Origin of the sequence: Sphingorhabdus pulchriflava (genome assembly GCF_003367235.1) — a bacterium.
GTDB classification, from domain to species: Bacteria; Pseudomonadota; Alphaproteobacteria; order Sphingomonadales; family Sphingomonadaceae; genus Sphingorhabdus_B; species Sphingorhabdus_B pulchriflava.
In genome coordinates this window covers 1-23400 of the sequence record NZ_QRGP01000003.1, presented here as the reverse complement: position 1 = coordinate 23400, position 23400 = coordinate 1, and the positions used below count along the sequence as shown (strand labels likewise).

At 57.2% G+C, this 23400-nt stretch carries 23 protein-coding genes and 1 pseudogene; 18 read left to right on the top strand and 6 right to left on the bottom strand.

Features of this window, described 5'->3' with window-relative positions; translation table 11 throughout:
* Positions 1-87 precede the first annotated feature (87 nt).
* Positions 88-975, bottom strand: a complete 888-nt coding sequence (locus DXH95_RS14240; RefSeq protein WP_181883719.1) for an aldo/keto reductase — start codon at positions 973-975, stop codon at positions 88-90.
* A 110-nt stretch (positions 976-1085) separates the two neighbouring features.
* Positions 1086-2090: a LacI family DNA-binding transcriptional regulator gene (locus DXH95_RS14235; protein WP_115550227.1), complete on the bottom strand. Its 1005-nt coding sequence runs from the start codon at positions 2088-2090 to the stop codon at positions 1086-1088.
* A gap of 114 nt (positions 2091-2204) precedes the next feature.
* Between DXH95_RS14235 and DXH95_RS14230 the strand changes: the two genes are divergently transcribed.
* From DXH95_RS14230 to DXH95_RS14215, 4 genes are all read left to right on the top strand, one after another.
* Positions 2205-3296 carry a Gfo/Idh/MocA family protein gene (locus DXH95_RS14230; RefSeq protein ID WP_115550538.1) on the top strand — a complete coding sequence of 364 codons (1092 nt, stop codon included), beginning with the start codon at positions 2205-2207 and terminating at the stop codon, positions 3294-3296.
* A gap of 39 nt (positions 3297-3335) precedes the next feature.
* On the top strand, positions 3336-5759 hold the full coding sequence (locus DXH95_RS14225) for a TonB-dependent receptor (protein ID WP_115550537.1): 2424 nt from the start codon (positions 3336-3338) through the stop codon (positions 5757-5759).
* A 114-nt stretch (positions 5760-5873) separates the two neighbouring features.
* A complete protein-coding gene (locus tag DXH95_RS14220) occupies positions 5874-7097 on the top strand; it encodes an MFS transporter (protein ID WP_115550226.1) in 1224 nt (407 codons plus the stop codon).
* A 13-nt stretch (positions 7098-7110) separates the two neighbouring features.
* Complete coding sequence (locus DXH95_RS14215; RefSeq protein ID WP_115550225.1) at positions 7111-8229, top strand: YeiH family protein; 1119 nt, start codon at positions 7111-7113, stop codon at positions 8227-8229.
* A 28-nt stretch (positions 8230-8257) separates the two neighbouring features.
* Here DXH95_RS14215 and DXH95_RS14210 read toward each other — a convergent pair whose 3' ends face one another.
* Positions 8258-8890, bottom strand: coding sequence for a TetR/AcrR family transcriptional regulator (locus DXH95_RS14210; RefSeq protein ID WP_115550224.1), 633 nt, complete (start codon positions 8888-8890; stop codon positions 8258-8260).
* 79 nt (positions 8891-8969) lie between these two features.
* Here DXH95_RS14210 and DXH95_RS14205 point away from each other — a divergent pair, with 79 nt between their 5' ends.
* The 4 genes from DXH95_RS14205 to mhpA are packed head-to-tail and all read left to right on the top strand — an operon-like array spanning position 8970 to position 13356.
* Positions 8970-9989 (top strand): VOC family protein, encoded by a 1020-nt coding sequence (locus DXH95_RS14205; protein ID WP_115550223.1) that lies wholly within the window; start codon positions 8970-8972, stop codon positions 9987-9989.
* Entirely contained in the window at positions 9986-10825 is an 840-nt protein-coding gene (locus DXH95_RS14200) for a fumarylacetoacetate hydrolase family protein (protein ID WP_115550222.1), read from the top strand. The genes DXH95_RS14205 and DXH95_RS14200 overlap by 4 nt, the downstream gene beginning before the upstream one ends.
* A 5-nt stretch (positions 10826-10830) precedes the next feature.
* Positions 10831-11862 carry an MBL fold metallo-hydrolase gene (locus DXH95_RS14195; protein ID WP_115550221.1) on the top strand — a complete coding sequence of 344 codons (1032 nt, stop codon included), beginning with the start codon at positions 10831-10833 and terminating at the stop codon, positions 11860-11862.
* 36 nt (positions 11863-11898) lie between these two features.
* Complete coding sequence (gene mhpA, locus DXH95_RS14190) at positions 11899-13356, top strand: bifunctional 3-(3-hydroxy-phenyl)propionate/3-hydroxycinnamic acid hydroxylase MhpA (RefSeq protein WP_115550220.1); 1458 nt, start codon at positions 11899-11901, stop codon at positions 13354-13356.
* A 457-nt stretch (positions 13357-13813) separates the two neighbouring features.
* On the opposite strand, the gene DXH95_RS16150 is transcribed toward mhpA, so the two are convergent.
* Complete coding sequence (locus DXH95_RS16150; RefSeq protein WP_181883699.1) at positions 13814-13972, bottom strand: hypothetical protein; 159 nt, start codon at positions 13970-13972, stop codon at positions 13814-13816.
* A 444-nt stretch (positions 13973-14416) separates the two neighbouring features.
* Between DXH95_RS16150 and DXH95_RS16190 the strand changes: the two are divergent.
* From DXH95_RS16190 to DXH95_RS16010, 10 genes and pseudogenes are all read left to right on the top strand, one after another.
* Positions 14417-14563, top strand: a pseudogene (locus tag DXH95_RS16190) (helix-turn-helix domain-containing protein); the annotation flags it as partial.
* 38 nt (positions 14564-14601) lie between these two features.
* Positions 14602-15006, top strand: a complete 405-nt coding sequence (locus DXH95_RS16380) for a LysR family transcriptional regulator substrate-binding protein (RefSeq protein ID WP_220272297.1) — start codon at positions 14602-14604, stop codon at positions 15004-15006.
* 53 nt (positions 15007-15059) lie between these two features.
* Positions 15060-15656: a TetR/AcrR family transcriptional regulator gene (locus DXH95_RS14170; protein WP_115550218.1), complete on the top strand. Its 597-nt coding sequence runs from the start codon at positions 15060-15062 to the stop codon at positions 15654-15656.
* Entirely contained in the window at positions 15653-16105 is a 453-nt protein-coding gene (locus tag DXH95_RS14165; RefSeq protein WP_115550217.1) for a PaaI family thioesterase, read from the top strand. The genes DXH95_RS14170 and DXH95_RS14165 overlap by 4 nt, the downstream gene beginning before the upstream one ends.
* Complete coding sequence (locus tag DXH95_RS14160; protein WP_115550216.1) at positions 16102-17493, top strand: MATE family efflux transporter; 1392 nt, start codon at positions 16102-16104, stop codon at positions 17491-17493. Before DXH95_RS14165 ends, DXH95_RS14160 begins: the two co-directional genes overlap by 4 nt.
* Positions 17494-18153: 660 nt before the next feature.
* On the top strand, positions 18154-18354 hold the full coding sequence (locus tag DXH95_RS16265; protein ID WP_239016681.1) for a ParB/Srx family N-terminal domain-containing protein: 201 nt from the start codon (positions 18154-18156) through the stop codon (positions 18352-18354).
* Between the two features lie 66 nt (positions 18355-18420).
* Positions 18421-19302: a DNA-methyltransferase gene (locus DXH95_RS16330; RefSeq protein ID WP_275401837.1), complete on the top strand. Its 882-nt coding sequence runs from the start codon at positions 18421-18423 to the stop codon at positions 19300-19302.
* Positions 19236-19490, top strand: coding sequence for a DNA methyltransferase (locus tag DXH95_RS16325; RefSeq protein WP_275401842.1), 255 nt, complete (start codon positions 19236-19238; stop codon positions 19488-19490). The genes DXH95_RS16330 and DXH95_RS16325 overlap by 67 nt, the downstream gene beginning before the upstream one ends.
* A complete protein-coding gene (locus DXH95_RS16375; protein ID WP_115550214.1) occupies positions 19487-20014 on the top strand; it encodes a DUF5681 domain-containing protein in 528 nt (175 codons plus the stop codon). The genes DXH95_RS16325 and DXH95_RS16375 overlap by 4 nt, the downstream gene beginning before the upstream one ends.
* Positions 19902-20285: a hypothetical protein gene (locus tag DXH95_RS16010; RefSeq protein WP_147291751.1), complete on the top strand. Its 384-nt coding sequence runs from the start codon at positions 19902-19904 to the stop codon at positions 20283-20285. Before DXH95_RS16375 ends, DXH95_RS16010 begins: the two co-directional genes overlap by 113 nt.
* Before the next feature lie 291 nt (positions 20286-20576).
* Here DXH95_RS16010 and DXH95_RS14135 read toward each other — a convergent pair whose 3' ends face one another.
* The gene (locus DXH95_RS14135) at positions 20577-22631 is read right to left on the bottom strand and encodes a M13 family metallopeptidase (protein ID WP_181883698.1); all 2055 of its coding nucleotides are present in this window, start codon (positions 22629-22631) and stop codon (positions 20577-20579) included.
* Between the two features lie 19 nt (positions 22632-22650).
* A complete protein-coding gene (locus tag DXH95_RS16145; protein WP_181883697.1) occupies positions 22651-23172 on the bottom strand; it encodes a hypothetical protein in 522 nt (173 codons plus the stop codon).
* Positions 23173-23400 lie beyond the last annotated feature (228 nt).

The window sequence follows — 23400 nt, the reverse complement described above, 5'->3', positions numbered from 1 at the left end:
CTCTCCTTTGCAGGGCTGCCTTTCGAAGCGCCCGGCTTGCAGTTTCCATGGACCCGCGCTCAAGGCTGGGCCGCGACATTCGGCGCCTTAAGGCAGCCTTTCTCCTCTTGCCGCGACGAGCACGGCATACCAGTCCTGCCTTGACCAGCGGACCTTATAAGCTTCGACAGCTTCGGCGATACGTTCCGGCTGCTGCGAACCGACAATCGGGATGATGCCTGCAGGATGTGCCATCAGCCAGCTATAGGCGGCGACGCTGCGGGACACGCCCTGCTCACCAGCAACCCGATCCAATTCGGCGGCGACGGCGTTGTCGCGTTCGCTGTCGGGATTGGCCAGACGCCCGCCGCCCAAGGGTGACCATGCGAGCGGGGTGAGCCCCATCATCATCGCTTGATCGAGCTCGCCATTTTCAAAGCAGGTGATGCGCAGTGGGCTGATTTCCGGCTGCGTCGCCACCAATTTGTGGCCTAGAAATTGGTTGAGTGCGGCGATCTGGTGGATCGTGAAGTTCGAAACGCCGATAGTCCGGATCTTGCCCGCTTTAACCGCATCGTCGAGAGTCTTGGCGACCTCTTGGGGATGTGCGAGAATATCAGGGCGGTGGATCTGGTATAGATCTATTGTCTCGGCCTGGAGCCGCTTGAGCGAGGCATCGAGCGCGGAGGAAAGATAAGCGGCGCTCTGGTCATAAGGCAAAGGCGGTATGATCCCGCCCTTGCTGGCGAGCACCATGCGTGCCCGAAGCGCAGGTTCGGCGGCCAACACTTCGCCCAGAAGCGCCTCGGCGTCGCCGAACCCGCTCTCACCATTGAAACCGTAAATATCTGCCGTATCGAGGAAATTTATCCCCGCATCGAGCGCGCTATGGACCAGTTTGGCCGCATCGGCGGCGGTGCGACCATTTTCCGCAAGGCGCCACATGCCCCAGGCGATACCACTGACTTCAATCTCGCTGTTCCCTAAACGCCGCATCTTTGCGGGCGCCGGCAATGTCTGGTTTGCGTTCATAGACGCTCTGTCTCCCCGGTATGACAACGGTGTCTTATTGAACCCGGAAGCGCCCTATCGTCAAGCCGGTAAAATCAGGATTTGCGTAACGGCGCGGTTGACCCGCGAACCATCACTTCGTGTTGTAGCCGCTGGTGGACGATGGCCGGATCGGGACAAAACAGCTGGTTCGTGGCCGCATAAGCCAGTTCCAGCACGGGTTGGCGTACCGTCGTCAAAGGCGGCCAGACCAACTGGGCGAGCGGTGTATCGTCGAATCCGGCGACCGACAAATCCTGCGGCACATCAAGGCCAACGCGGTGCGCATAAGACAGCACGCCCGCCGCCATGTCATCGTTGCTCGCAAAAATGGCGGTCGGCTTGTTGGTGAGTTTCAGAAGGGCTTCCGCCGCGGCCATGCCGCTTCCGAAATCGAAGGTTCCGGGACGCGCCAGTTCCGGCTCATACGCAATTCCCGCCCTGTCGAGCGCCCGCCGGTAGCCAAAATGGCGCTGGTCGCTCGCCATATGATTGGGGTGCCCGATTACGAAGCCGATGCGCCTATGCCCCTGGTTGATCAGGTGCGTCGTCATATCGTCCGCCGCCTGCACATCGTCCATGAAAACCGAGCTTGTCAGCGCATGATTGGTTCCCGGCGAGATGCGGACGAAGCGAATTCCGCGTCGTTCCAGTTCGGCCAGCGCAGCCGGCGCATCGGTCACCGGCGACGATAAAATCACCCCGTCGACATGGGTTTCATCGATCAACCCACCAATCTCGAGCGCCAGCGTAGGCGAGTCGACGTCGACCGGCTGCGCGAGCATACGCACGCCTTCCTCACGACAGCGGTTCCACACACCCTCTTGCACAGCATGGATGTAATAGGGGCTATGATTGTCGTAAATCAGCGCGATCTGGAAAGAGCGCGAACCGGCCAATGTGCGCGCCGCGAGGCTGGGGCTGAAGTTGAGCGCAGCGACTGCCTCTTCCACCTTGCGGCGGGTTTCATCGCTGACATATTTTTCCTTGTTGAGGACGCGCGACACCGTTTTGATCGACACACCCGCTATTCGGGAAACATCCTTGATCGTTACGCGCATGGCATTTGGGTAACAGTCAGGCGAAAATCTGCAAGCGTCGAATCTGCCCTCTTGCCAAGCTGTCGATATTTTGTGACAAGGCTGTCATAGACACCGTTGTCAGACGGGAGAGGAATATTGACGAACGCGGTTCGCTACGGCCTTGTCGGCTCAGGCATGATGGGCGTGGAGCATATCCAGAACCTGGCGATCACGCCGGGAGCTGTGGTCACGGCTTTGGCCGACCCCACCGAAAGCTCGCTGGGCTGGGCGAAAAAGGCGCTGGGCGATGCGGCTGACGGCGTGCAAAGCTTCTCCAGCTCTGCCGAACTCGCCGCTTCGGGCCTGTGCGACGCCGTGATTGTCGCCAGCCCCAATTACACCCACCGCGATGTCCTCGTGCCGCTGTTCGATGCTGGCTTGCACATTTTGTGCGAAAAGCCGCTCGCCACCAAGATCGAAGATGCGCGCTGGATTGTAGAGCGTGCAGCACAATCGCCGGGCATCTTCTGGACCGCGATGGAATATCGCTATATGCCGCCTGCCGCAGAGTTTATCCGGCAGGTGCATGGTGGCCGCACCGGCAAGCTGCAGATGCTTTCAATCCGCGAACACCGTTTCCCCTTCCTGCCAAAGGTGGGTGACTGGAACCGTTTTGCGGAAAACACCGGCGGTACGATGGTCGAGAAATGCTGCCATTTCTTCGATCTGATGCGGCTGATCACCCAGTCGGAAGCGGTGCGTGTCTATTGTTCGGGCGCGATGGACGTGAACCATCTCGACGAAAGCTATGACGGCCGCCGCCCTGACATTATCGACAACAGCTATACCACAGTCGATTTCGCCAATGGCGTACGCGCAATGCTCGACCTGTCGATGTTTGCCGACGGCGCTGAAAATCAGGAAGAGATTACGGCCGTAGGCGACAAGGCCCGGCTCGACTGTCTGATCCCGGAAGGCAGCCTTGTCTATTCACCACGCGTCGGCTTCCGCCAGCCAAAAGCGGTTGAGCGGACAGTCATCGAAGTCGATGAAACCGCACTCAAAGCAGGTAGCCACCATGGCTCAACCTATTACGAGCACCAGAAATTCTTGGGCGCAATCAGAGGGGACGGCGCTGTAGAGGTGTCGGCACACGACGGACTGATGGCGGTTGCCATCGGGACCGCCGCCGAAATCAGCGCCCGCGAAAAACGCGTCGTGGAAATGAGTGAATTTGAATTTTGACGATACGCCCGGCGACAGGGTGACAAGGAGGACGTGAGCATGAAACAGTTTCTTTTGGCATCAAGCGCAATGGCGCTGATCGCGACGGCCAGCCCGGCTTTTGCGCAGGAAGCAGAAGATGAAGGTGCCGTTGGCGCCGAAATCATCGTTACCGCCCAAAAGCGTGCAGAAAATGTGCAGGACGTGCCGGTTGCCGTCTCTGTAATCTCTGGCGATGCGCTGGAACAGCAAGGCGGTATCAACATTGAAAACGCCCAATATCTGGTACCCAGCCTGAACTTCCGCAAATCGGGTACTGCGCTTAACCAGTCGCTCTATCTGCGTGGCGTTGGCACGACGACCTTTTCGATTGGAGGCGAGCCTTCGGTCGGCACGGTCCTCGATGGCGTCGTATTGGCCCGCTCGGGCGAAGCATTCAGCGACCTCGTTGATATCGAACGCATCGAAGTGTTGCGTGGCCCGCAGGGTACGCTGTTTGGCAAAAATGCCAGTGCGGGCGTGATCAACATCGTCAGCAAGCGTCCAGGCCCCGACTTTGGCGGCTATGCCGAGGGTGGTTTCTTCTTTGGCAATGGCGAGGAATATCGGGTTCGCGGCGGCGTGAACCTGCCGCTGTCTGAAAAGCTCGGTTCGCGCATCACCGGTTTCTATTCGAAATGGGACGGCAATATCGTCAATGAAACGCTTGGACGGCGGGTCAATGGCTATGAACGCTATGGCATTCGCGGCGTCGTGGAAGCGCGCCCGAGCGATACTGTTACGCTTACCCTGATCGGCGACTGGCGCAAATCGAACGACGATTGCTGCGCAGAAGTCATCGGCGCGCCTGCCCGCAACGCCGACGGCACGGTATATGCGACATTCAATACCCGCGCCGCAACCGGACTCCCCCCATTGCTCGGCGATCGCACCCGTCGCGTCCGCCAGAACCTGCTCACACAGGCGCTGGAAAAGGCTTGGGGCATTTCGTTCCAGGCGGATGTCGAACTGAATGGTCCGACCATCACGTCGATCACGTCCTATCGCGGTTATGACAGCAACGAAATCCGCGACGGCGACTTCCTGTCGACTCCCTATATAGGCATTGTCCAGAGCCACGATTTCGGTCCGCAAACTGGCACCACTTTCACCCAGGAACTGCGGCTGACTTCTCCGACCGGTGGCTTCTTCGAATATGTAGCAGGCCTCTATTATTATCAGGCAGAGCAGGAGCGTACATTCACCCGCTCGAACATCGCCTGCTCGGCATCAACCCTGCCCGCCCAGGGCGTACTTACCCCCTGTTCGACAACCGCCGGCGCGTCGACTTTGACCTTCCCGCTGGGGACGGCCACCTTCGGCACCACCTTCAAGAATATGGCGGGCTTCGGACAGGCGACGTTGAATTTCAGCGATAATTTCCGCGGCATCGTTGGAATCCGCTACACGCATGACCAACTCAATGGCTTCCACAGCCGCACCAACCCGGTTGCTGGTGCCGCCAATGCCAATTTCGATCAGGGCGTCTATAATGAATATATCCGCCAGATTAATCTCGGCGCAACACCGGCTGCTGCACAGGCGGCTGCGGTGCTGGCTTCGAATGGCCAACCATTCCGGCAGAAAGTGACTAACAACAATTGGTCAGGTAAAGCCGGTCTTCAATATGATATTTCCGAAGATATGATGGCCTATGCCACCTATTCACGCGGATATAAGGGGCCAGGCCTGAACGTCTTTTTCAACCTGAACTCAAACGGCACCCCGCCGCTTGCGCCCGAGACAGCGGATAGTTTTGAAGGCGGTCTCAAGACCACGTTGCTAGATGGCCAGATGACGCTGAACATCGCCGGCTTCTATGCCAAATATAAGAATTTCCAGGCGAACAATCCGGATTTCGTGCTCGGCCAGCGCGTAACGCGTTTCACCAATGCCGGCACGGTTTCGACCCGCGGCTTTGAAATCGACATGCTGTATCGCCCGTCGGACGATTTCAGCCTTTCAGGTGGTGTGGCCTATACCGATGCCAAGGTGGACCAGTTCCGCTTGCCGCCGGGTGCACCGATCACCGATCAGATCCCCAATGGCACACAGCTGCCCTTCTCACCCAAATGGAAGGCATCCTTGGGCAGCAGCTACACCATCCGCACCGGCGGTTTTGCCGATGTCGAACTGGGGGCACAGGGATCATATCAAAGCTCGCAGCTCGCCTTGCTGGTCGCCAGCCCGTTGATCCGCCAGAATGGCACGATCAAGGATTATGGCCTGCTCGACCTTTCGATCGCGCTTGTCGGAAAGGATGATCGTTTCCGCGTCTCCTTCCTTGCCAAGAATGTGTTCGATACCAGCTTTGCCGCCGCGATCAGCGATGGCGGGCCGCTGTCGGCCGGCAACACCGGAAGCAGCAGCTATCGTTACATCATCCCGCGTGAGGCCGACCGTTATTTCGGGATCAACGCCCGCTTCAATTTCGGCGCAAACTGAGCCCGATCGGGTCGCAACCAAACAAAGGGCCGGGCAGCAATTCCCGGCCCTTATTGCTTTCACAGCCAATAAACTGCTGTAGATGATTATACCGGACGAGGGGGAGACACGCGCATGAAAGTCATCACGCCGCAACTGCGCTGGACCCTGTTCGGGTTGCTCTGTGTCGCAGGCATCTTCAATGCCATGGACCGGCCGATCATCGCGATTTTGAAGCCGGACATGTCCGCCGATTTCGGCTGGACCGACGAAGATTTCGGCAACCTCGCCTTCGTCACCCAGATGGCGGCGGCATTCTCTTTTCTTTTCACCGGCTGGCTGGTCGATAAACTCGGAGTCTGGCGTTCGATGATTGCCGGCGTCACAACCTGGAGTTTCGCCGCAATGGCGCATGGCTGGGCGATGGCTGCGTGGCAGGTCGTTGGCGCGCGTATCGGCCTGGGGGCAACCGAGGCGGTGCAGACGCCGCTGACGATCAAGACCGTCGCGACACTCTTCCCGCCTGACAAGCGCAGTTTCGCCTTCGGCGTCGGTACCGCGATCGCTGGATTGGGTACGATCAGCCTGCCCTTTTTCATACCGATACTTGCAGCCGAAGTGGGCTGGCGTGGGGCATTGGTATTTGGCGGGGTGGCAGGGTTTGCCACTCTAGCTTTGTGGTTGGGGTTTGCCCGCGGTATCCGTTTCGATGATGGCGCGGAAGATGGTCAGCGCGACTTTTCGGACGACGGTGCGCCTTATGGACCCATTCTGAAGGAGCGTCGCACCTGGGCGATCGTGATTGCCAAGGCGATTTCCGATTCGACCTGGTGGCTGATGGGATTCTGGCTGGCCGATTTCTATCGGAAGACCTTCAATCTCTCCACGGAAGAACTCGCAGTGCCGCTTGCAATCGCTTTTCTCGGCTCGGGTGCTGGCGCGTTGTTTGCCGGCTGGATTTCGACCCGGTTGCTTGAAAGCGGCTGGAGCGTCAACCGGGTTCGCAAAACGGTCATGCTGGTGTCCGCATTGATTGTCACGCCGCTACCCTTCGTATTGCAGCTCAACAGTTTCTGGCCGGTTGCAATCATGATGGGCGTCGTGATGGCAGGGCATCAGGGTTTTTCATTGTCGATCTTCTCAACCATCACCGACGTCGTTCCGCGCACCAAGGTCGGGCGGGTGACTGCCTTTGGTGCTTTCATGGGTAATATCGGCGGCGCGTTGATCCAGCCGATAACGGGCGCAGTTTTGACCGCCGGGCTGGGTTTCATGCCGCTGTTCATCTTCGCCGCCATGTCCTATTTGCTGGCGCTGGCATGGCTCCATATGTTGCTTCCGGAAATCCGGCGCAGCTGAACATGGGCAGATAATGACCGAACCCAACCCGCTCGACAATCTCAGCGCATCCAAACCCCGGCCCAATTGGGATGCGATTCCCTATGGCGGTGACCTTTTCGGCGAAATGCATCTTGCCGAATACAGCCAACCCTCGGGTGAGCCACCGGTAAAGGATTCGCTCTTTCCCGGACTTGCCATTTGCGGAGTCGCCTCGGCAGCGGCTGCCTGGCTCTCCGAGCATTACCATTTTCCCATCATCCTGCTTGGGCTTTTGGTCGGCCTATCGTTGAGCTTCATCGCCCGTGACATGCGGACGCATAAAGGACTGGATTTCGCTTCGCGCACTTGCCTGCGCTGGGGCATTGTGATCCTCGGCTTTCAGGTCACCTTCATGCAGATCGGTGCATTGGGCGTGACGCCCTTTCTGGCACTGGTCGTCGTGATGGGTCTCACCTTGTTAGCAGGCATCGTAAGCGCACACCTGTTTGGTCAAACAAGCTATGCAGGTTTGCTTGCGGGCGGGGCAACGGCGATTTGCGGAGCAAGTGCAGCGCTAGCGCTTTATGGCGTAATCGGCAAGGACCGGCTGTCACAGGCGCAGTTCGCTCTGACGCTGGTTGGTATTTCACTGGCGAGCGCGCTGGCCATGTCGGTGTATCCCATCCTCGCCTCTTACTTTAACTTGAGCGACCAGCAGGCGGGCTTCCTGATCGGTGCTTCGATTCATGATGTCGCGCAGGCCATTGGCGGCGGCTATGCCTTTTCCGACGCTGCGGGCAGCTATGCAACGATCGTCAAGCTCGCACGCGTCGCGCTGCTCGCGCCGATTGTCGCGCTGGTCACTCTGGCGATCGGAGCGGCTGGCGCACCTGCGGGACAAGCCAAGTGGCGTCGCCTGGCTTTGCCCTGGTTCATAACGGCATTCCTCGCAACCGTTGCATTGAACTCGCTCGTTCCCATTCCGGCAGAATATGCAGCGTTCGCACTGTCGGCCTCTAAGGGACTGCTTCTGCTCGCAGTCACCGCCACCGCGATGCGAAGCCGGATGGACCTGTTGCTCGATATGGGATGGCGCGCAACAATACCGGTACTGAGCGCCACCGTTGTCAGCTTCCTGTCAGCCTTGTTCTTTGTGGTCATGTTTCTTTGAAATCTAGCGCTTTTTGGTCGGTTAGAACTTAAGGCAATTTTTCCGGTGCCATGTCGTTGGCAATTTGGGCTGCCCGTGCTTCCGGAACACCAAGGCCGGTCAGGCCTAATATTAGTATTTCCGCCAATCGGTTACGAAATGCCTCTTTGCTCGGCTTTACTTCGATGATGTTGGTCATAACCGCCTGGCACAAGCCAAGCCAATAGAGCAACCCGCTCTCTCTGGCTTCATGGCGAAGCAAGCCCTTCTCCACCGCCGCCTCGATATCAACGCGGAGTCCGCTGTTCAGTGGATGCCTGCGCGCCGTCGATGAACCCTGACTGCGCAAAAGGACGGCAGTCCGCTTGGGCTGGGTGAGCGCGAATTTGGCAGCGACGCGCATACCGCCAGCAATTCTTTCAACGGGATCTTCTATCCCTTCATTGGCTCGTGTTACCAATGCCTCGACTTCTAGCCGCACTTCAGTGGCGATGGCATTTGCAAAGGCTTGTTTGTCAACGAAATGGTTGAAGAAGCTTCCTTTTGCGACGCCAGCTTTGGCCACAACATCATCAATCGGAATAGCATCAATCGGGCGCTCAACCAGCAGCTCGAAGCCTGCCGCTATCAGGGCGGCACGGGTGCGGGCGGAGCGGGGTGAAAGTGCAGTCTGACTGACCATGCACAATTCTTACTTGACCAAATGGTCAATTGCAATCTATTTGACTAAATAGTCAATAGCGACTCGGGGAGGAAATGCGATGCCGATCATCAAGATCGAAGACATTGCGCATGTGCGTTTCGCGGCACCTGACCTTTCGACAATGCGGTCCTTTCTCGAAGATTTCGGGATGCACTGCTTTGAAGAGAGCGGCCGACTTTACGGTAAAGGCAGCGACGGGCAACCCTTCGTCCATGTTACCGAGCCGGGCGATGCCAAATTTCTCGCAGTCGGCTTTCGTGCGGAAACGATTGCCGATCTGGAAACGCTGGCTGCGGCTGAAGGTCTCGCGGTTGAGGATTTGAATGAGCCCGGTGGTGGCAAGATCATTCGCCTGGTCGATCCAGATGGCTATGGCGTCGATGTCGTTGCTGGCCAGACAATGGGTGAAGCATCGGTGCCTTTTCCCGATGCGCCGCGCAACTCCGCCGCTGCCAAAGTCCGCTTTCGTGCAAACGTCCGGCTCGAAGCCGCTCCTGCCCATGTCCATCGCATCGGCCACGCTGTTTTGAAAGTGCGCGATTTTCGCGTTTCGGAGAAATGGTACAAGGACCGCTTCGGCTTTCTTACCTCTGATGAGGTTGAGGCGGCCAAGGATGTCCCGCTCGGCGCCTTCATGCGCTGTGATCGCGGAGACAAACCGACCGACCATCACACATTGTTCCTCGCGCAATTGCCGGGGCCGCTTGGGCTACTCCACGCTGCCTTCGAGGTTGCCAATCTCGACGACCTGATGCTCGGGCACCAGCATCTGAAGACGAAAAAGCGCGAAGCGGCCTGGGGTGTTGGACGCCACATCATGGGCAGCCAGGTGTTCGACTATTGGAAAGACCCGTTCGGCAACGAACTGGAGCACTGGACCGATGGCGACCTTTTCACCGCCACCGACCCGCCGCAGAAACAGCCGATGAGCGCCTTGCTCGCCGTGCAATGGGGCAGCCCGCATCCGATGTTTGCGGGCAAAATGCCGCCGCCGCCGGGGCTGGTCGCTTTCTTCACCGCTCTCAATATCCGCATCAAACGGCTGTTCAGCCGCCAGCCCAAAGGACGTCCCGCATGAAACTTGCAACCTATACGGCCAATGGCCAGACCCGCACCGGCATTGTCGTTGGCGATACCATCATCGACAGCGGCGTCGATGGCACGATGATCGACCTGATCCGCGAATGGGATACTCTCAAATCTGGTCTTGAGGCCAAGGCTGCGGCAGGCGGCGGGGTTCCGCTGGCTTCGGTGAAGCTGGAGGCGCCGGTGCAGCGCCCGGGCAAAATTTTTGCGATTGGCCTCAATTATGCCGACCATATCGAGGAATCGAAAATGGAAACGCCGCAACGGCAGGTTTGGTTCACCAAGGCCCAGACCAGCGTCAACGCGCCTTACGACGACATTGAAATCGCGACCGGCACGGTGACCAATGATTATGAGGTCGAACTGGTGGCAGTGATCGGTAAGGGCGGCAAACATCTCGGCATTGAAGATGCCCCGGCAGCAATTTTCGGATACTGCGTCGGCAATGATGTGACCGAGCGCATGTGGCAGCATGCCGGGCCGCAATGGTCCTTGGGCAAGAGCTTTGATACCCATGCGCCTATGGGGCCGTGGATCGTAACAGCCGACGAAGTGGGTGATCCGCACAATCTAGGCCTGCGCTGTTTCGTCAATGGCGAGAAGCGGCAGGATTCGAACAGCAAGCATCTGGTCTTCAATATCTGGCAGCAGGTCGAACATCTCTCGACAGGTATGACGCTGGAGCCGGGCGATTGCCTGTTCACCGGCACCCCTGGCGGGGTCGGCGCGGCGATGGACCCGCGCCAGTTTCTACAGCCGGGCGATGTGGTGCGCTGCGAGATTGACGGGTTGGGACACATCGAAGGCAAGATGGTCGCGGAAGGCTGAGCCAAATGATCCGCAAAATCATTTACGCTGTCTTGGCACTAACCGTCGGCGCGCTGGTGCTGGCGTGGGTCAATCGCGATGCGCTGGTTGACCGGGCTATCCAGGCCAGGTTGCAACAAGAACCTGACCGCAACTTCCTTGAGGATAAGGAACATGTGCGGGTGCTGGTCTGCGGCACAGGTTCGCCCGAGGTCAGCTCAGCCAAGGCGCAAGCCTGCACGCTGGTATCGGCGGGCGGCAAGATGTTCCTGTTCGATGTTGGCGATGGCGCGGTGCGCTCGCTAGCCCATTCGAAAATCCAGGTGAATGAGCTGGAGCGCGTGTTCATCACACATTTCCATTCCGATCATTTCAACGACCTTGCTGCATTGATCAACGCCGGCTGGATCTGGGGTCGCAAGGCCCCGCTGGAGGTCCAAGGGCCGGTCGGAACTAAACAGGTGCTGGACGGTTTCGCCCAGGCCTATGCGCTCGATGAAGGCTATCGCAGTGCCAATATGCCGCATCTGGCCAAGAACCGCATGGTTGCATTTGGCGTTCCGCTCGAGATTGCCTTTGCCGAAGAGCAGCGCTCGCTGCGGGTGTATGACAAGGATGGGGTGACAATCGACGCTACGCTTGTTGCGCATGATCCGGTGAAACCCGCTCTTGGCTATGTCCTCAAATATAAGGGCAAGAAGGTCTTCGTCAGCGGCGATACCGAAGTGAGTCCGGTGAATATGGATGCGATGCGCGATGCCGATCTTGCCGTCCATGAATCCTATGCCGCGCATATGGTCCGCCGCGCAATTCCGCAGATGAAGAAGCTGGGGATGGACTTCGAGGCGACGGTGGCCGAGCGCACCATCCCCTATCATGCCGACAATATCGCGCTGGCGAAGCAGGCGCAGGAGGCCGGGGTGAAGCACCTGCTGCTCACCCACCTCATTCCCTATCCGGATAGTTTCGTCGTCCGTCAGATGTACACCGAGGGGATGGGGCAGCATTACCAGGGCAAGCTGACGGTGGCGAAGGACGGATTGATTTTGGTGCTTTGATGCGCGTGGGTTCGCCAAATCCGGGGGAGGGATCGGATGACAGATTCTGATTGCGATGTGCTGATCGCCGGCGGCGGTCCCACGGGGGTCACGCTTGCGGTGCTGCTCGCACGTCGTGGAGTGAAGGTAATTGTCGCGGAAAAGGAAGCAGACATTTACCCGCTGCCGCGCGCGGCGCATATTGACCATGAATGCATGCGCATCCTGCAAGAGGCAGGCGTTGCCGATGAGGTTATGGGCGGCAGTCGACGCGCGTCGCGGTACGACTTCCGCAATGCCAAGGGCGAAGTCCTGCTGCGTTTCGGGGGGGCGGAGCAGATCGGGTCTGGCGGCTGGCCGGTGGCGAACATGATCCACCAGCCTTCGGTCGAGGCGTCGCTGCGCCGGTCGCTTGCGGCCTTTGCCAATGCAAAACTGCACAGCAAGTGGGAACTGCAATCCTTCGCGGATGATGGCGATGGGGTGACTGCACAAATTGAAACCCCAGATGGCGAGCGGACGATCCGTGCACGCTACCTTGTTGGCGCAGATGGTGCGCGTTCACCGGTGCGCGAGGATTCGGGGATTATATTCGACGACCTCAATTTTGAAGAGCCTTGGCTGGTTGTAGATGTATTGGTCGACGACTATTCGCGACTGCCCAGCGACAACCTGCAAATCTGCAATCCCGAACGGCCGACGACCTGCGTGTTGATGGGCGAGGGGCGACATCGCTGGGAATTCATGATCAAGCCCGGCGAAACCGCAGAGCAGGTGAGCGACGATGCCTTCATCGAGACACTGCTTGAGCCTTGGAATGTGAAAGGCGCGGTGCGGATGGAACGCAAGGCAGTGTACACTTTCCGCGCCCGTATCGCCAGTCAATGGCGCAAAGGCCGAGTCCTGCTGGCCGGCGACGCTGCGCACCAGACCCCGCCCTTTGCCGGGCAGGGCATGTGTTCGGGCCTGCGTGACGCCGCAAATCTGGCATGGAAACTTGCAGCCGTTGTCAAGGGAGAGGCCGACCACAGGCTACTCGACACTTACCAGCCCGAACGCGAGCCAAATGTCCGCGCTACGATCGACATGGCAATTATGATGGGTCGCACAGTGTGCATCACCAACAGATGGTCCGCCTTCCTGCGCGATTTGAAGTTCAAACTGGGTCGTGTGCTTGGAAAGCTACCCGGAGGACCACCGGACTATCCACCTATTTCCACTGGTGCGATTCTGAAGGATAGCGTTGGGGCAGGAAGCTATTTCCCGCAGCCGGTTTCGGTCGATGGTAATCGGCTGGATGAAGTTCTTGGCACTAACCATTGGCTTATCACCCGGCAGGATTTGAGCAGCCGCAAACTCGCGCCGTTTGCGAACAAACTCGAAATCTGGTTCGACGAGCAGGCTGTAGAGGCCGTTCTGGTTCGCCCGGATAGATATGTCTTTGGAACAGGTGACTCGAACCTTTTACAAACTTCATGGCGGCACGTGCGACGCACTGCCTCTACCCGCCCCTAAAATCTGTATGTCAGACCCAACGTGCCTTGAGCCTCCCATTTTTGGTCGATAGCGGCACTTCTATAGATGGATTTGTCGAGATAGATGGCACCCTCAGCAGCGATGAGCATCAGCCGTTCATTGAGTTTTACGGCGATTGAGATGCCCCACCCAGATTCAGCACTTCGTCTGTACTCGGAGCATCGGGAAGAATAACCCGCCGCTCTTTTCATATCCTGCGCGCGCGCTGTGCAGCAGTCACGCCGTCCATATAATGGGTGGCCTTTCGGTCGAGCCAGCTCGCATTTACAGCTGGAGTGATCGTAAATCGTCCCGTCGAAATCGGGTAACTATAGCGGGGATGATTTCCGAACCATTGAATTTGTCCTTCACGTCGTGGCGAAGTTCGCCGCTCAGCTGGCCTATTTTGGTGTCAAAAGAGATGCGCAGCCCGGCATCGACAGAGAGTTTTCTGCGATCACGCCGAGTTGAAAGGTCCGTACTGATCAACAAAGCCTACGCCGACAGCGATATGGTTATCGTTCTGACCGTCTTGATTTTCTTGCGCCTGTGCAACGGATGCTGAAACAGATAGGGTCAAGCCCACGATCAGGGGATTTAACATTGTTTTGGGCATTTTGAGGTTCCTGGATATTTCTGTCCAACAACCGGTAGACTGAAATAACAACGAGCTGGTGGCTGGCTTGGGCAGAGTTGTTGATATGGCGTATTTCCGGGGAAGACCGATCTTTGCGCGCCGGGGTGTTTGGGGGAGAAGAGCAAAGTTCGGCCTTCACCCGGACCAGCGACAGCCCTCTTGCTCAGTTGAGTAAGATAGGGCGATCGCTGGTGACCAGAGCCAGATGGGTAGTGGTCTGGTCAATCTGCGGAAAGGTTTGCAAGGCTGGGGCTGTACAGGCTTGCCAGGCCTATTTTGCTTGCATTGCTGTTCCTTACAGAAGCGTGATGTTTGATCTAGCCATGCCAATGTGAAATAGAAATTGCGGCATTTTCTATTTCATCTATGCAAATATGCATGGATTGGCGTTCGGTAAATTTTGATTGAAACAGGGCGCGAGCGTTTCTCGTGACCGCTGAGGAAGGGTTTCTTTCTGCTGCGGCGCGTGCGTTGGGATTGTCGCAGCCGACACTCAGCCGGCAAGTGGACGCTTTAGAAGACGAGCTGAGCCTGGTGTTGTTCGAGCGGGCGGGCAGGGGCTGTTACTGACCCCGAACGGGCTCGAATTGTTGGCGCATGTGCGCGGAATGGAGGAGACGGCATCGCGCGTCTCACGTGTGGCGTCGGGGCGGTCTCAATCGATTGAGGGGTCCAGTTGCATAGCTGCTAGCGAAGCATATAGCGTATTTCTGCTTCCACCAATTGTCGGAAAACTTCGTCAGGAATATGCAGGTATTTCAGTTGAAATGGTCGCTTCAAATGCCGCTACGGACTTGCTGCGTCGCGAAGCTGACATAGCAATCAGGCACGTCGCGTCATCGCAACCGGACCTGATCACCCAGGCGATCGGCAATGACGAGGTCTATTTTACGCCGCACATAGTTACCGCGACAAGATCGGCAATCCCCGCCGTTTTCCCATATACTACAACCTTGCGAAGGTCGCCCTTTGCCAAACCGGTACAATACCAAGCCGCTCTCTGCCTGTTGTAGAGTTGCAACGGCACCTCCTTTATATTACAATTGTCATATAAAGGAGGTCGCGCATGCGTTATGGCAGCGAACACAAAGCGGAGACGCGCGCGCGCGTCGTGAAGTCCGCAGCACGCGAGATTCGACTGAGGGGCCCCGAAAAGGTTTCAGTAGCGGACGTTATGGGAAGCGCTGGACTGACGCATGGTGGTTTCTATGCGCATTTCGCATCGAAAGAGGCGCTGATTGCGGAAGCCATCGACGTTATGTTTACCGACATGCAGCATCGCTCTCCTGCTTTCGATGGAGCTCTGGCAAGCGAACTGGCCGATCCGCGACCCGCGTTGCGCACATTTCTCGAAGCCTATATTTCGCCAGAGCATCGTGATCGACCGGAACGGGGCTGTCCTCTTCCAGCATTGGCGTCAGATTTGGCACGCAACTCTGATACCGCTCGCGTACGCTTCGCTGCTGGCTTGGCAAAACTCACGTCCCGAATTGAAGCGGTACTTATCCGCATCGACAATGATGATCCTTCCGGAGAAGCTCGGGCTGCTGTCTCACAGATGGTCGGCGCAGTTGCTTTGGCACGCGCCGTCGGCGAAGGGGCGCAGTCCGATGCTATTCTGCACGACACCCTCGCATCGCTAACTAAGAGGCTGGATATATGACAGGTGAAACCAGAACCGACGATGCCTCAATGGACGGGCTTGCCAGGGTTCGGGCGTTGCTGGCGGCGGGTGGCAAGCCCCCGATCGGCGAAACGCTGGGCTTTGCCTTGGTCGAGGTCGAACTTGGGCGCGCGGTGTTTGAAGGTGTACCCGGCCGACATGCCTATAATCCTTTGGGTGTGGTTCACGGCGGATATGCGGCGACGTTGCTGGATTCTGCATGCGGGATCGCCACGGCAAGCCGATTGGCAGCAGGGGAATCGTTCACCACGCTTGAGCTCAAGGTTGCCTATCACAAGGCAATGACCGAACATACCGGGCCAGTGCGGGCAGAAGCGATCATCAAAAGCATGGGGCGCCGTGTGGCCTACGCAGATGCCACACTTACCGATGATGAAGGGAGGCTTCTGGCTTCGGCAACCTCCACTCTGTTGGTGATGGCAGCATGAGCGCAAACGTCATCGCAGGCAACCGCAGTACAGCCGAAGCTTCCGCAACGGCCGCAGCCGCACGCGCGACATTATTGCGTGAAGGCCCGATCCTGTCGACACTTGTACGCCTGAGTTTGCCCAACCTTGTCGCGCTCTGCTCGGCAACCGTCGTTTCAATTGCCGAGACTGCCTATGTGGGTTCATTAGGCGTTGCTGCGCTGGGCGGGATCGCGCTGGTCTTTCCAATTTTCATGTTGATGCAAATGCTATCTGCTGGAGCGATGGGCGGCACCGTATCGGGTGCCATCAGCCGGGCGCTTGGCGGCGGAGACTACGATGGTGCTCAAGCGCTTGCCTTATGCTCGCTTGCTATCGGTTTAGTCCTTGGGTTGGCTCTGACCGTGGCTGTCCTGACTGTTGGCCCACTCGCTTACAGTCAGCTCGGCGGATCGGGCGAAGTGCTGCAACAGGCCATCATTTATTCAAACGTGGCGGCGCTCGGTATTGTCGCGATCTGGGTGACCAACATGTTAGCGTCGATTGCGCGCGGGTCGGGTAACATGGCAATACCGGCAACGACTCAGTTGGCAGCAGGCGTGGTGCAGATCGTTGTCGGTGGGGCATTTGGGCTTGGCATTGGGCCGCTTCCCCGACTTGGTATGGCTGGTGTGGCGTTGGGTCAACTTGTGGCATTTTCTTGCGCTGCAGTAACACTGTTTCTGTACCTTCGATCCACCCGTGCTCGCCTTCAATTGCGGCTTGATCCAAGCCTGCTGAGCATAACTCGATTTGCCCAGATATTGCGGTTCGGTGCCGTGGCCATGCTCTCACCGTTGTTGTCGGTAACGACCGTTCTAGTGCTGACCGCGATGGTCGCGCGCTATGGCCCGGAGGCATTGGCCGGGTACGGCATCGGTGTGCGGCTTGAATTTCTGCTCATCCCAATCGCTTTTTCGGTCGGGGTCGCGTGCGTACCAATGGTCGGCACAGCCATAGGCGGAGGCGATGTACCGAGAGCCCGGCGTATCGCGTGGACAGCCGGAGCGCTTGCTGCTTCTGCTCTTGGCGTGCTTGGTGTCTTGGTTGTGTCTTTTCCCGAACTATGGGTGGACATGTTTACCAACAATCCGGCTGTACGACATGCAGCGTATAGCTATTTGAGTATTGCCGGGTTTAGCTATGCATTTTTCGGGCTGGGGCTTTGTCTTTACTTTGCTTCTCAAGGTGCAGGCCGTGTGGGCGGAGCGATCGCCGCTCAAGCGCTGCGACTGGCAGTCGTTCTGATCGGCGGCTTGGCGTTGCTCGAGATGAATGCGCCAATGTGGTCAGTGTTCCTGCTCTCGGCTGTTGCAATGATTCCGATGGGACTCGGCACAGCGCTCTTCATCAAACTCGCCCGCTGGTAGATCCGCCAAGGTTCGCCGAGCTTTGCCCTGGTTGGCGCAGTAGCGGCGGCAAGTTTCCAAACCGCCGTCGCCATTTCAGCGCGAGAATTTCTGGTCAGCAATGAGAGATTCGTCTTGTCTCGGGCCAAAAATGGTCCATTCCCTTGTGTTTGGGCAAAATTAGATTTTTGTTTGTGAGTGAATGACATGTGGAGGTGCGCGCAGTCACCCGCAACCAGTCTCTGCGCTGAAATTCCCTGTTATGCAGGGAATTAACAGGGAATTTCACAATTTTTTTGGGGGGGCGAGTTTGCGGCGTCAGACCCGCAAAACCCGCAGAATTGCGAGGTTAAAGCAGCATTTTCCCTGCGCACAGAACAGGGAATTCATCTCGCAATAACAGGGAAAACAAATCGCCCGAACAGCGAAAGCCGCTGCGTAGAACAGCGAATGGATAGTTGCATATCAGGGATTGGATCGCGCCGGTTTTGTTGCGGGCACATACACCATCATCTCTGCCAAGCTTCCACAATGTCTTCCACATTCTTGCGGCAGGGGGTTCTCTACGCGCGATGAATGTTGCCATTCTGTTCTTGATCTATTCGCCATTCATTCCCATGCTTAAGACTGGAGCAAAACAAGAAAGGAGCCGCTTTGTCATGTTTAAATGGGGGATGTTGAATGACCAAATTTATTACACAAGTTATCGAGCGGGATATTGGATCGCTTAAATCTTATGCGCGCAACGCGCGGACACATTCGAAGAAGCAGATAAAGCAGATTGCTTCGAGTATAGAGCGCTTCGGGTTTGTGAACCCGGTGCTCATAGGCGATGATGGTACGATCATCGCAGGCCATGGCAGGGTCGAGGCTGCAAAGTAGCTGGGTCTTGGGACCGTTCCGACACTTGCCCTTTCCCATCTGAGCGAGACCGAGAAGCGGGCCTATGTGCTCGCGGACAACAAGCTTGCGTTAAACGCTGGCTGGGACCGCGAGATATTGGCGATCGAACTTCAGGGTTTGGTGGAACTCGACTTCGAGGTCGAACTGACAGGCTTCAGTCTGGCAGAGATCGACCTTGTCCTTGACGAGGCGGGTGAGGCTGATCCCGATGCGGTTGATGCGGTAGAGGATGCCATGCCAGCGGTGGCAGGGCCTGCCGTCACGCGCATGGGTGATGTGGGGGTCCTGGGACGGCATAAGCTCATCTGCGGCGATGCGCGAAGCAAGGAGGATTATGCACGGCTGCTCGGCAACGAGCGGGTCGACATGGTCTTTACCGATCCGCCTTATAATGTCGCCATTGATGGCAATGTCTGCGGCCTCGGCTCGGTCAGGCACCGCGAGTTCGCCTTTGCCTCAGGCGAGATGAGCGAGAGCCAGTTCACCCAGTTCCTGAAGGACAGTCTTGGCGCCATGGCTGGCGTGATGCGTGACGGGGCGATTGCTTTTGTTTGTATGGACTGGCGCCATATGGGCGAACTGCTGACAGCGGGGCATCATAGCTTCACCGAACTCAAGAACCTTGTTGTCTGGAACAAGACCAATGGCGGTATAGGTGCCTTCTACCGTTCGAAGCACGAGCTCATCTTCGTGTTCAAGCAAGGGACAGCACCCCATACCAACAGCTTTGGCTTGGGCGAGACCGGACGCTATCGAACCAATGTTTGGGACTATGCAGGGATCAGCAGTATCGGCGCCAACCGTTCGGAAGAGCTTGCCATGCATCCGACGGTCAAGCCAGTTGCGCTCATTGCCGATCGATACGCGACTGTTCGAAGCGTGGGGAGGTTATCCTCGATGGCTTCGGTGGTTCAGGCTCTACCCTGATCGCTGCCGAGAAGACCGGGCGCTGTGCCCGGCTCATCGAATATGATCCCCTTTATTGTGATACGATCGTCAGGCGCTGGCAGGCCTATAGCGGTAAGCAAGCCTTGCTCGCCGGTACCAACACATCGTTCGACGACATCAGCGAAGCGCGCCTCGGCATCAGCCTCGATATGGAGGCGGCCCAATGAGCGATGGAGAGAACGACAAACAGCAGACCGAGCTCGTTCCCTACTCCATAGGCTATGGCAGGCTACCTTCTGAGCACAGGTTCCAGAAAGGCAGGTCTGGCAATCCAAATGGTAGGCCCAAGAGACCGAAGGTAAAGAAGAAGGAGTTCGATCCGATACTGCGCCCTACCGACAGCCTGATCCTTGAAGAGGCGTATCGACCCGTCACAATCCGCGAAGGTGACAAGACGATTGAGCTGCCTGCCATCCAGGCCTCGGTGAGGGCCCTGGCCATCGCGGCAATGAAGGGAAGCCGCTTATCCCAAAAGCAGCTTTCCGACATCGTTCGGTCTGTAGAGGAAAAACGTCACACAGAGCAGTTGCAGCTGCTTGAGACCATGATCGAGTATAAGCAGAAAATGGACCGCCGAGTTGGAGCGGCGGCAGCGTTTAGCGATTACGGCACCCGATCCTGTTCCCCAGCCCGACGATATATTTCTCGACCTACGCCGAGGCACGGTAGAAATCGAAGGCCCGGTGGATGAAAGGCAAAAGGCATTTTGGGACGAGAGGTTTGAACGTATGGATAACGCGCAAGCCGAGGTGAACTTCTTTGCAGACAAGTATCGCAAAGCTCGCGATCCAAAGCGAAAGGCCTTCTGGCTGGACGAATGGCATTTTGAGCAAAAGATATTCGATCTGCTCAATGACTCATTGCCTAAGAAGTATAAGCGGAAACTGCAGAATCGATCTTATGCCGAAGGTGCATCGCGCGAAGGGAAAGCTCTTGAGGAGTTCAGACGTAACAAAGCGTAGATGAAGGAGATTGTCGAGTAGCCAGTAACCGTTGCGAAGCTTTCTAAAGTCCTGGCGTCGCTATTCATTATTATGTTGATTAAGCAAGTGTCGTTCTTTGGCCGGTTGTGGACATTGAGCGTTTTGCGAAAGAGGCCGGGCTGGTGCAAAAGTAGACGTTTGTCAGTGCACCATAAATGCATAGCAATTATATTAACAGGTTCGGCTAGTGTCAGATCAGCAGTGCTCCCATTGTGAGGCGTCGGATTGAATGGCTACGTCAACGGGCAATGTGAAAGGCTCTGACCTTTTTTACCAGATCCGCACCCTTTGCTCCGGCGGCAGGTAAAGCTTGTCGCTGGGTTTCACACCGAAAGCGTCGTACCAGGCGTCGATGTTTCGTACGATGCCGTTCGCGCGGAATTCGCCGGGGCTGTGCGGATCGGACAATATGCGGCGGCGCTGTTCCGCATCAACCACCAGTTCGCGCCAGACCTGCGCCCATGCCAGAAAGAAGCGTTGGTCTCCGGTGAATTGACCGATTTTCGGCGCTTTGCCACCCTGCTTTTCTGCAACAAACTTCCGATAGGCGGCATATGCAACCGAAAGGCCGCCAAGATCGCCGATATTTTCGCCCAAATTCTGTTTGCCGTTTATCTTGAGGCCGGGCAGCGGCTCATATTGGTTGAACTGATCGACCAAGCCTGCTGTGCGCTTTTCGAACTCTGCTCGCGATGCGGCCGTCCACCAATCGCGTAACTTGCCATCGCCGTCGGACCTGCTGCCCTGGTCATCGAAACCATGCCCGATTTCATGCCCGATGACGGCCGCGATTGAACCAAAATTGACCGCGGGATCGGCCTTGGGATCGAAGAAGGGCGGCTGCAATATACCAGCGGGGAATGTGATCGAGTTGCGCGCCGAACTATAGCCTGCGTTAATCTCCTGCGGCGGATAGGCGAACTCCCATTTGCGTGTGCCCTCTGCAAGGCGTTTCAGGCTGTCTGCATGCTCCCATTCAATCAGGCGGTTCACATTGCCGACCAGATCGTCGGGCGCGATCCGTACCGATGATCGATCATGCCATTTATCCGGGAAGCCGATAAAGCTGCTGATCTTTTCGAGTTTCGAGAGCGCTTCGTTGCGGGTGGGTTCGTCCATCCATTCGAGCTTCTCGATCCGCTCGCGATAGGTTGACCGCAAATAGTCGACCATTTCGGCTACCTTCGCGCGGTCGGCAGAGCCGAAATACTCGGCCACATATATGCGCCCGATTTCTTCGCTCAAGACCTCGTTGACAGCTGCCACTGCTTCCAGATCGGCGGTCCGGCGCTGGGCCGTGCCCTGTAATGTGGTCTTGTGAAAATCGAAATGCGCCTGCACCCACCGTTCGGACAGATAAGGCGACCAGAAGTCGAGCAATCTGAAAATCATGTAGGAACGAATGTCATCAATCGGGGTTTCGGCGAAAAGCTTTGCGACATCACGGGTGGCTGTATCCGTTATGACCTTCAGCCGTTTCTCGTTCGAATAGCCGGCTTCTGCCAGATAGACGTCCCACGGAAAGCCGGGCGCATACGCCTTTAGTTCTTCGGGGGTCATGACATTGTTCATGCGCACCACATCGCGCATTTCTAGCGGGCTCCACTGGCGTTTGGCCACTTCGGTTTCCAGCGCAAAAATCCGCAGCGCACGCGCTTCAGCGTCGGGAAAGCCTGCGCGCAGGAAAGTATCGGCCATATAGGCCTTCAATGCCTCGCGGTATCTGGCGTAAGGCTCACCCTCATTCAGATAATAATCGCGCGACGGCATAGTCATGCCATCGGCACCAACAACGGCTATCTGCCGCGCCGGGTCATTTGAGTCGCTTGTGACCCCGTTACCGAACAAGCCACCGACGGTTCGCAAAGCCATTGCCCTTGCAAGGTCCTCGCGGGTTTTAAGGCCACTTATTGTCCCCAATGTACTCGCAATGGGCACAAGACCAACAGCATTGCGCTTCGCCATGTCTGAATAAGACCTGTGAAAATCAGCGATCAACTGCTCTGGCGAGCCGGGCGCATCATTGCCTTCGCGCGCTTCGGTGATGATGTCTGCGACCCGCCGTTCCGTCGAAAGAAAAACTTCGACAAAACTATCATTGGAAGACATTCCGGTGGGGATCTTCGCGGTGTTGAGCCAACGCTCATTCACATAGCGGTAGAAATCATCCCCTGGGCGGACAGTCTTGGACATGCCTTCAGTATCGACACCCCATTCGCCGATTTGGACTTTTTGCGGGATATCCTGAGCAGCCAGCGGAACCGAAAGCGCGGATGCCAACGACAAAGTCATCAGCATCAGTTTGGCGTTGCGATAGAATCCCATTTCCTTGCCTTTCTTTCGACTAATCCTTTTCGCGCCAGTCCTCACGGCGATAGATGAGCAGCACACAGCCTGCTGTATGGTGGGTGAAAGCCGGAACGTCGCGCATGATCGGGCCGAAGCCGCGCAGCGAAGCGGGCATGCCTGTTTCATGCCGCTTACCCTTTTCATCAATCCAGTATCGACGGCCATAGCCGCTAAACAGGCATTGCGCTGCGCCCTGCGGTGTATCGAACGAGGGTAGGTCATGTGTGGGATGACGACCCGAATTTGTCGCCACAAAATGGCTGGGATTGAACGGATTGATCCCCGGTCTTTGTGGCAACTGGGGCTGCCCGTTTGTAGTCTGCTGATATTCGGTGGATGTAACGGGTGGCTGAACAACCGGCTTCTGGCCCCCACCGGGAGTAACAAAACCCGGATCGGTTACAGGCCGCAAAATGATGACCGGTTTCACCGCATCGCTGGGCGTAATATCAATTTGCGCAAGTGGCGGCTTTGGCTTGTCGAACGGCCGTGGTCGATGGATCGTTGGCGGCATCATAGTGCCACCAACCGTCTGGAACGCGATTGTAACGCCTGGTTCCGCGATAACAGGAGGTCTGCCACCTCCAGGAACACTGAAAGTCGGACTTTCCAATGGCCGGACTAACGGCGGCTGCTGCGCCGGCGGTTGGAGCACTGGCACTTGCTGCGGGACCTGTGGTTGCGGCAGCGGAGGCTGCAGCATGGGCTGCACGACCGGAGGCTGCTGCACGGGTGGTTGGAGCAC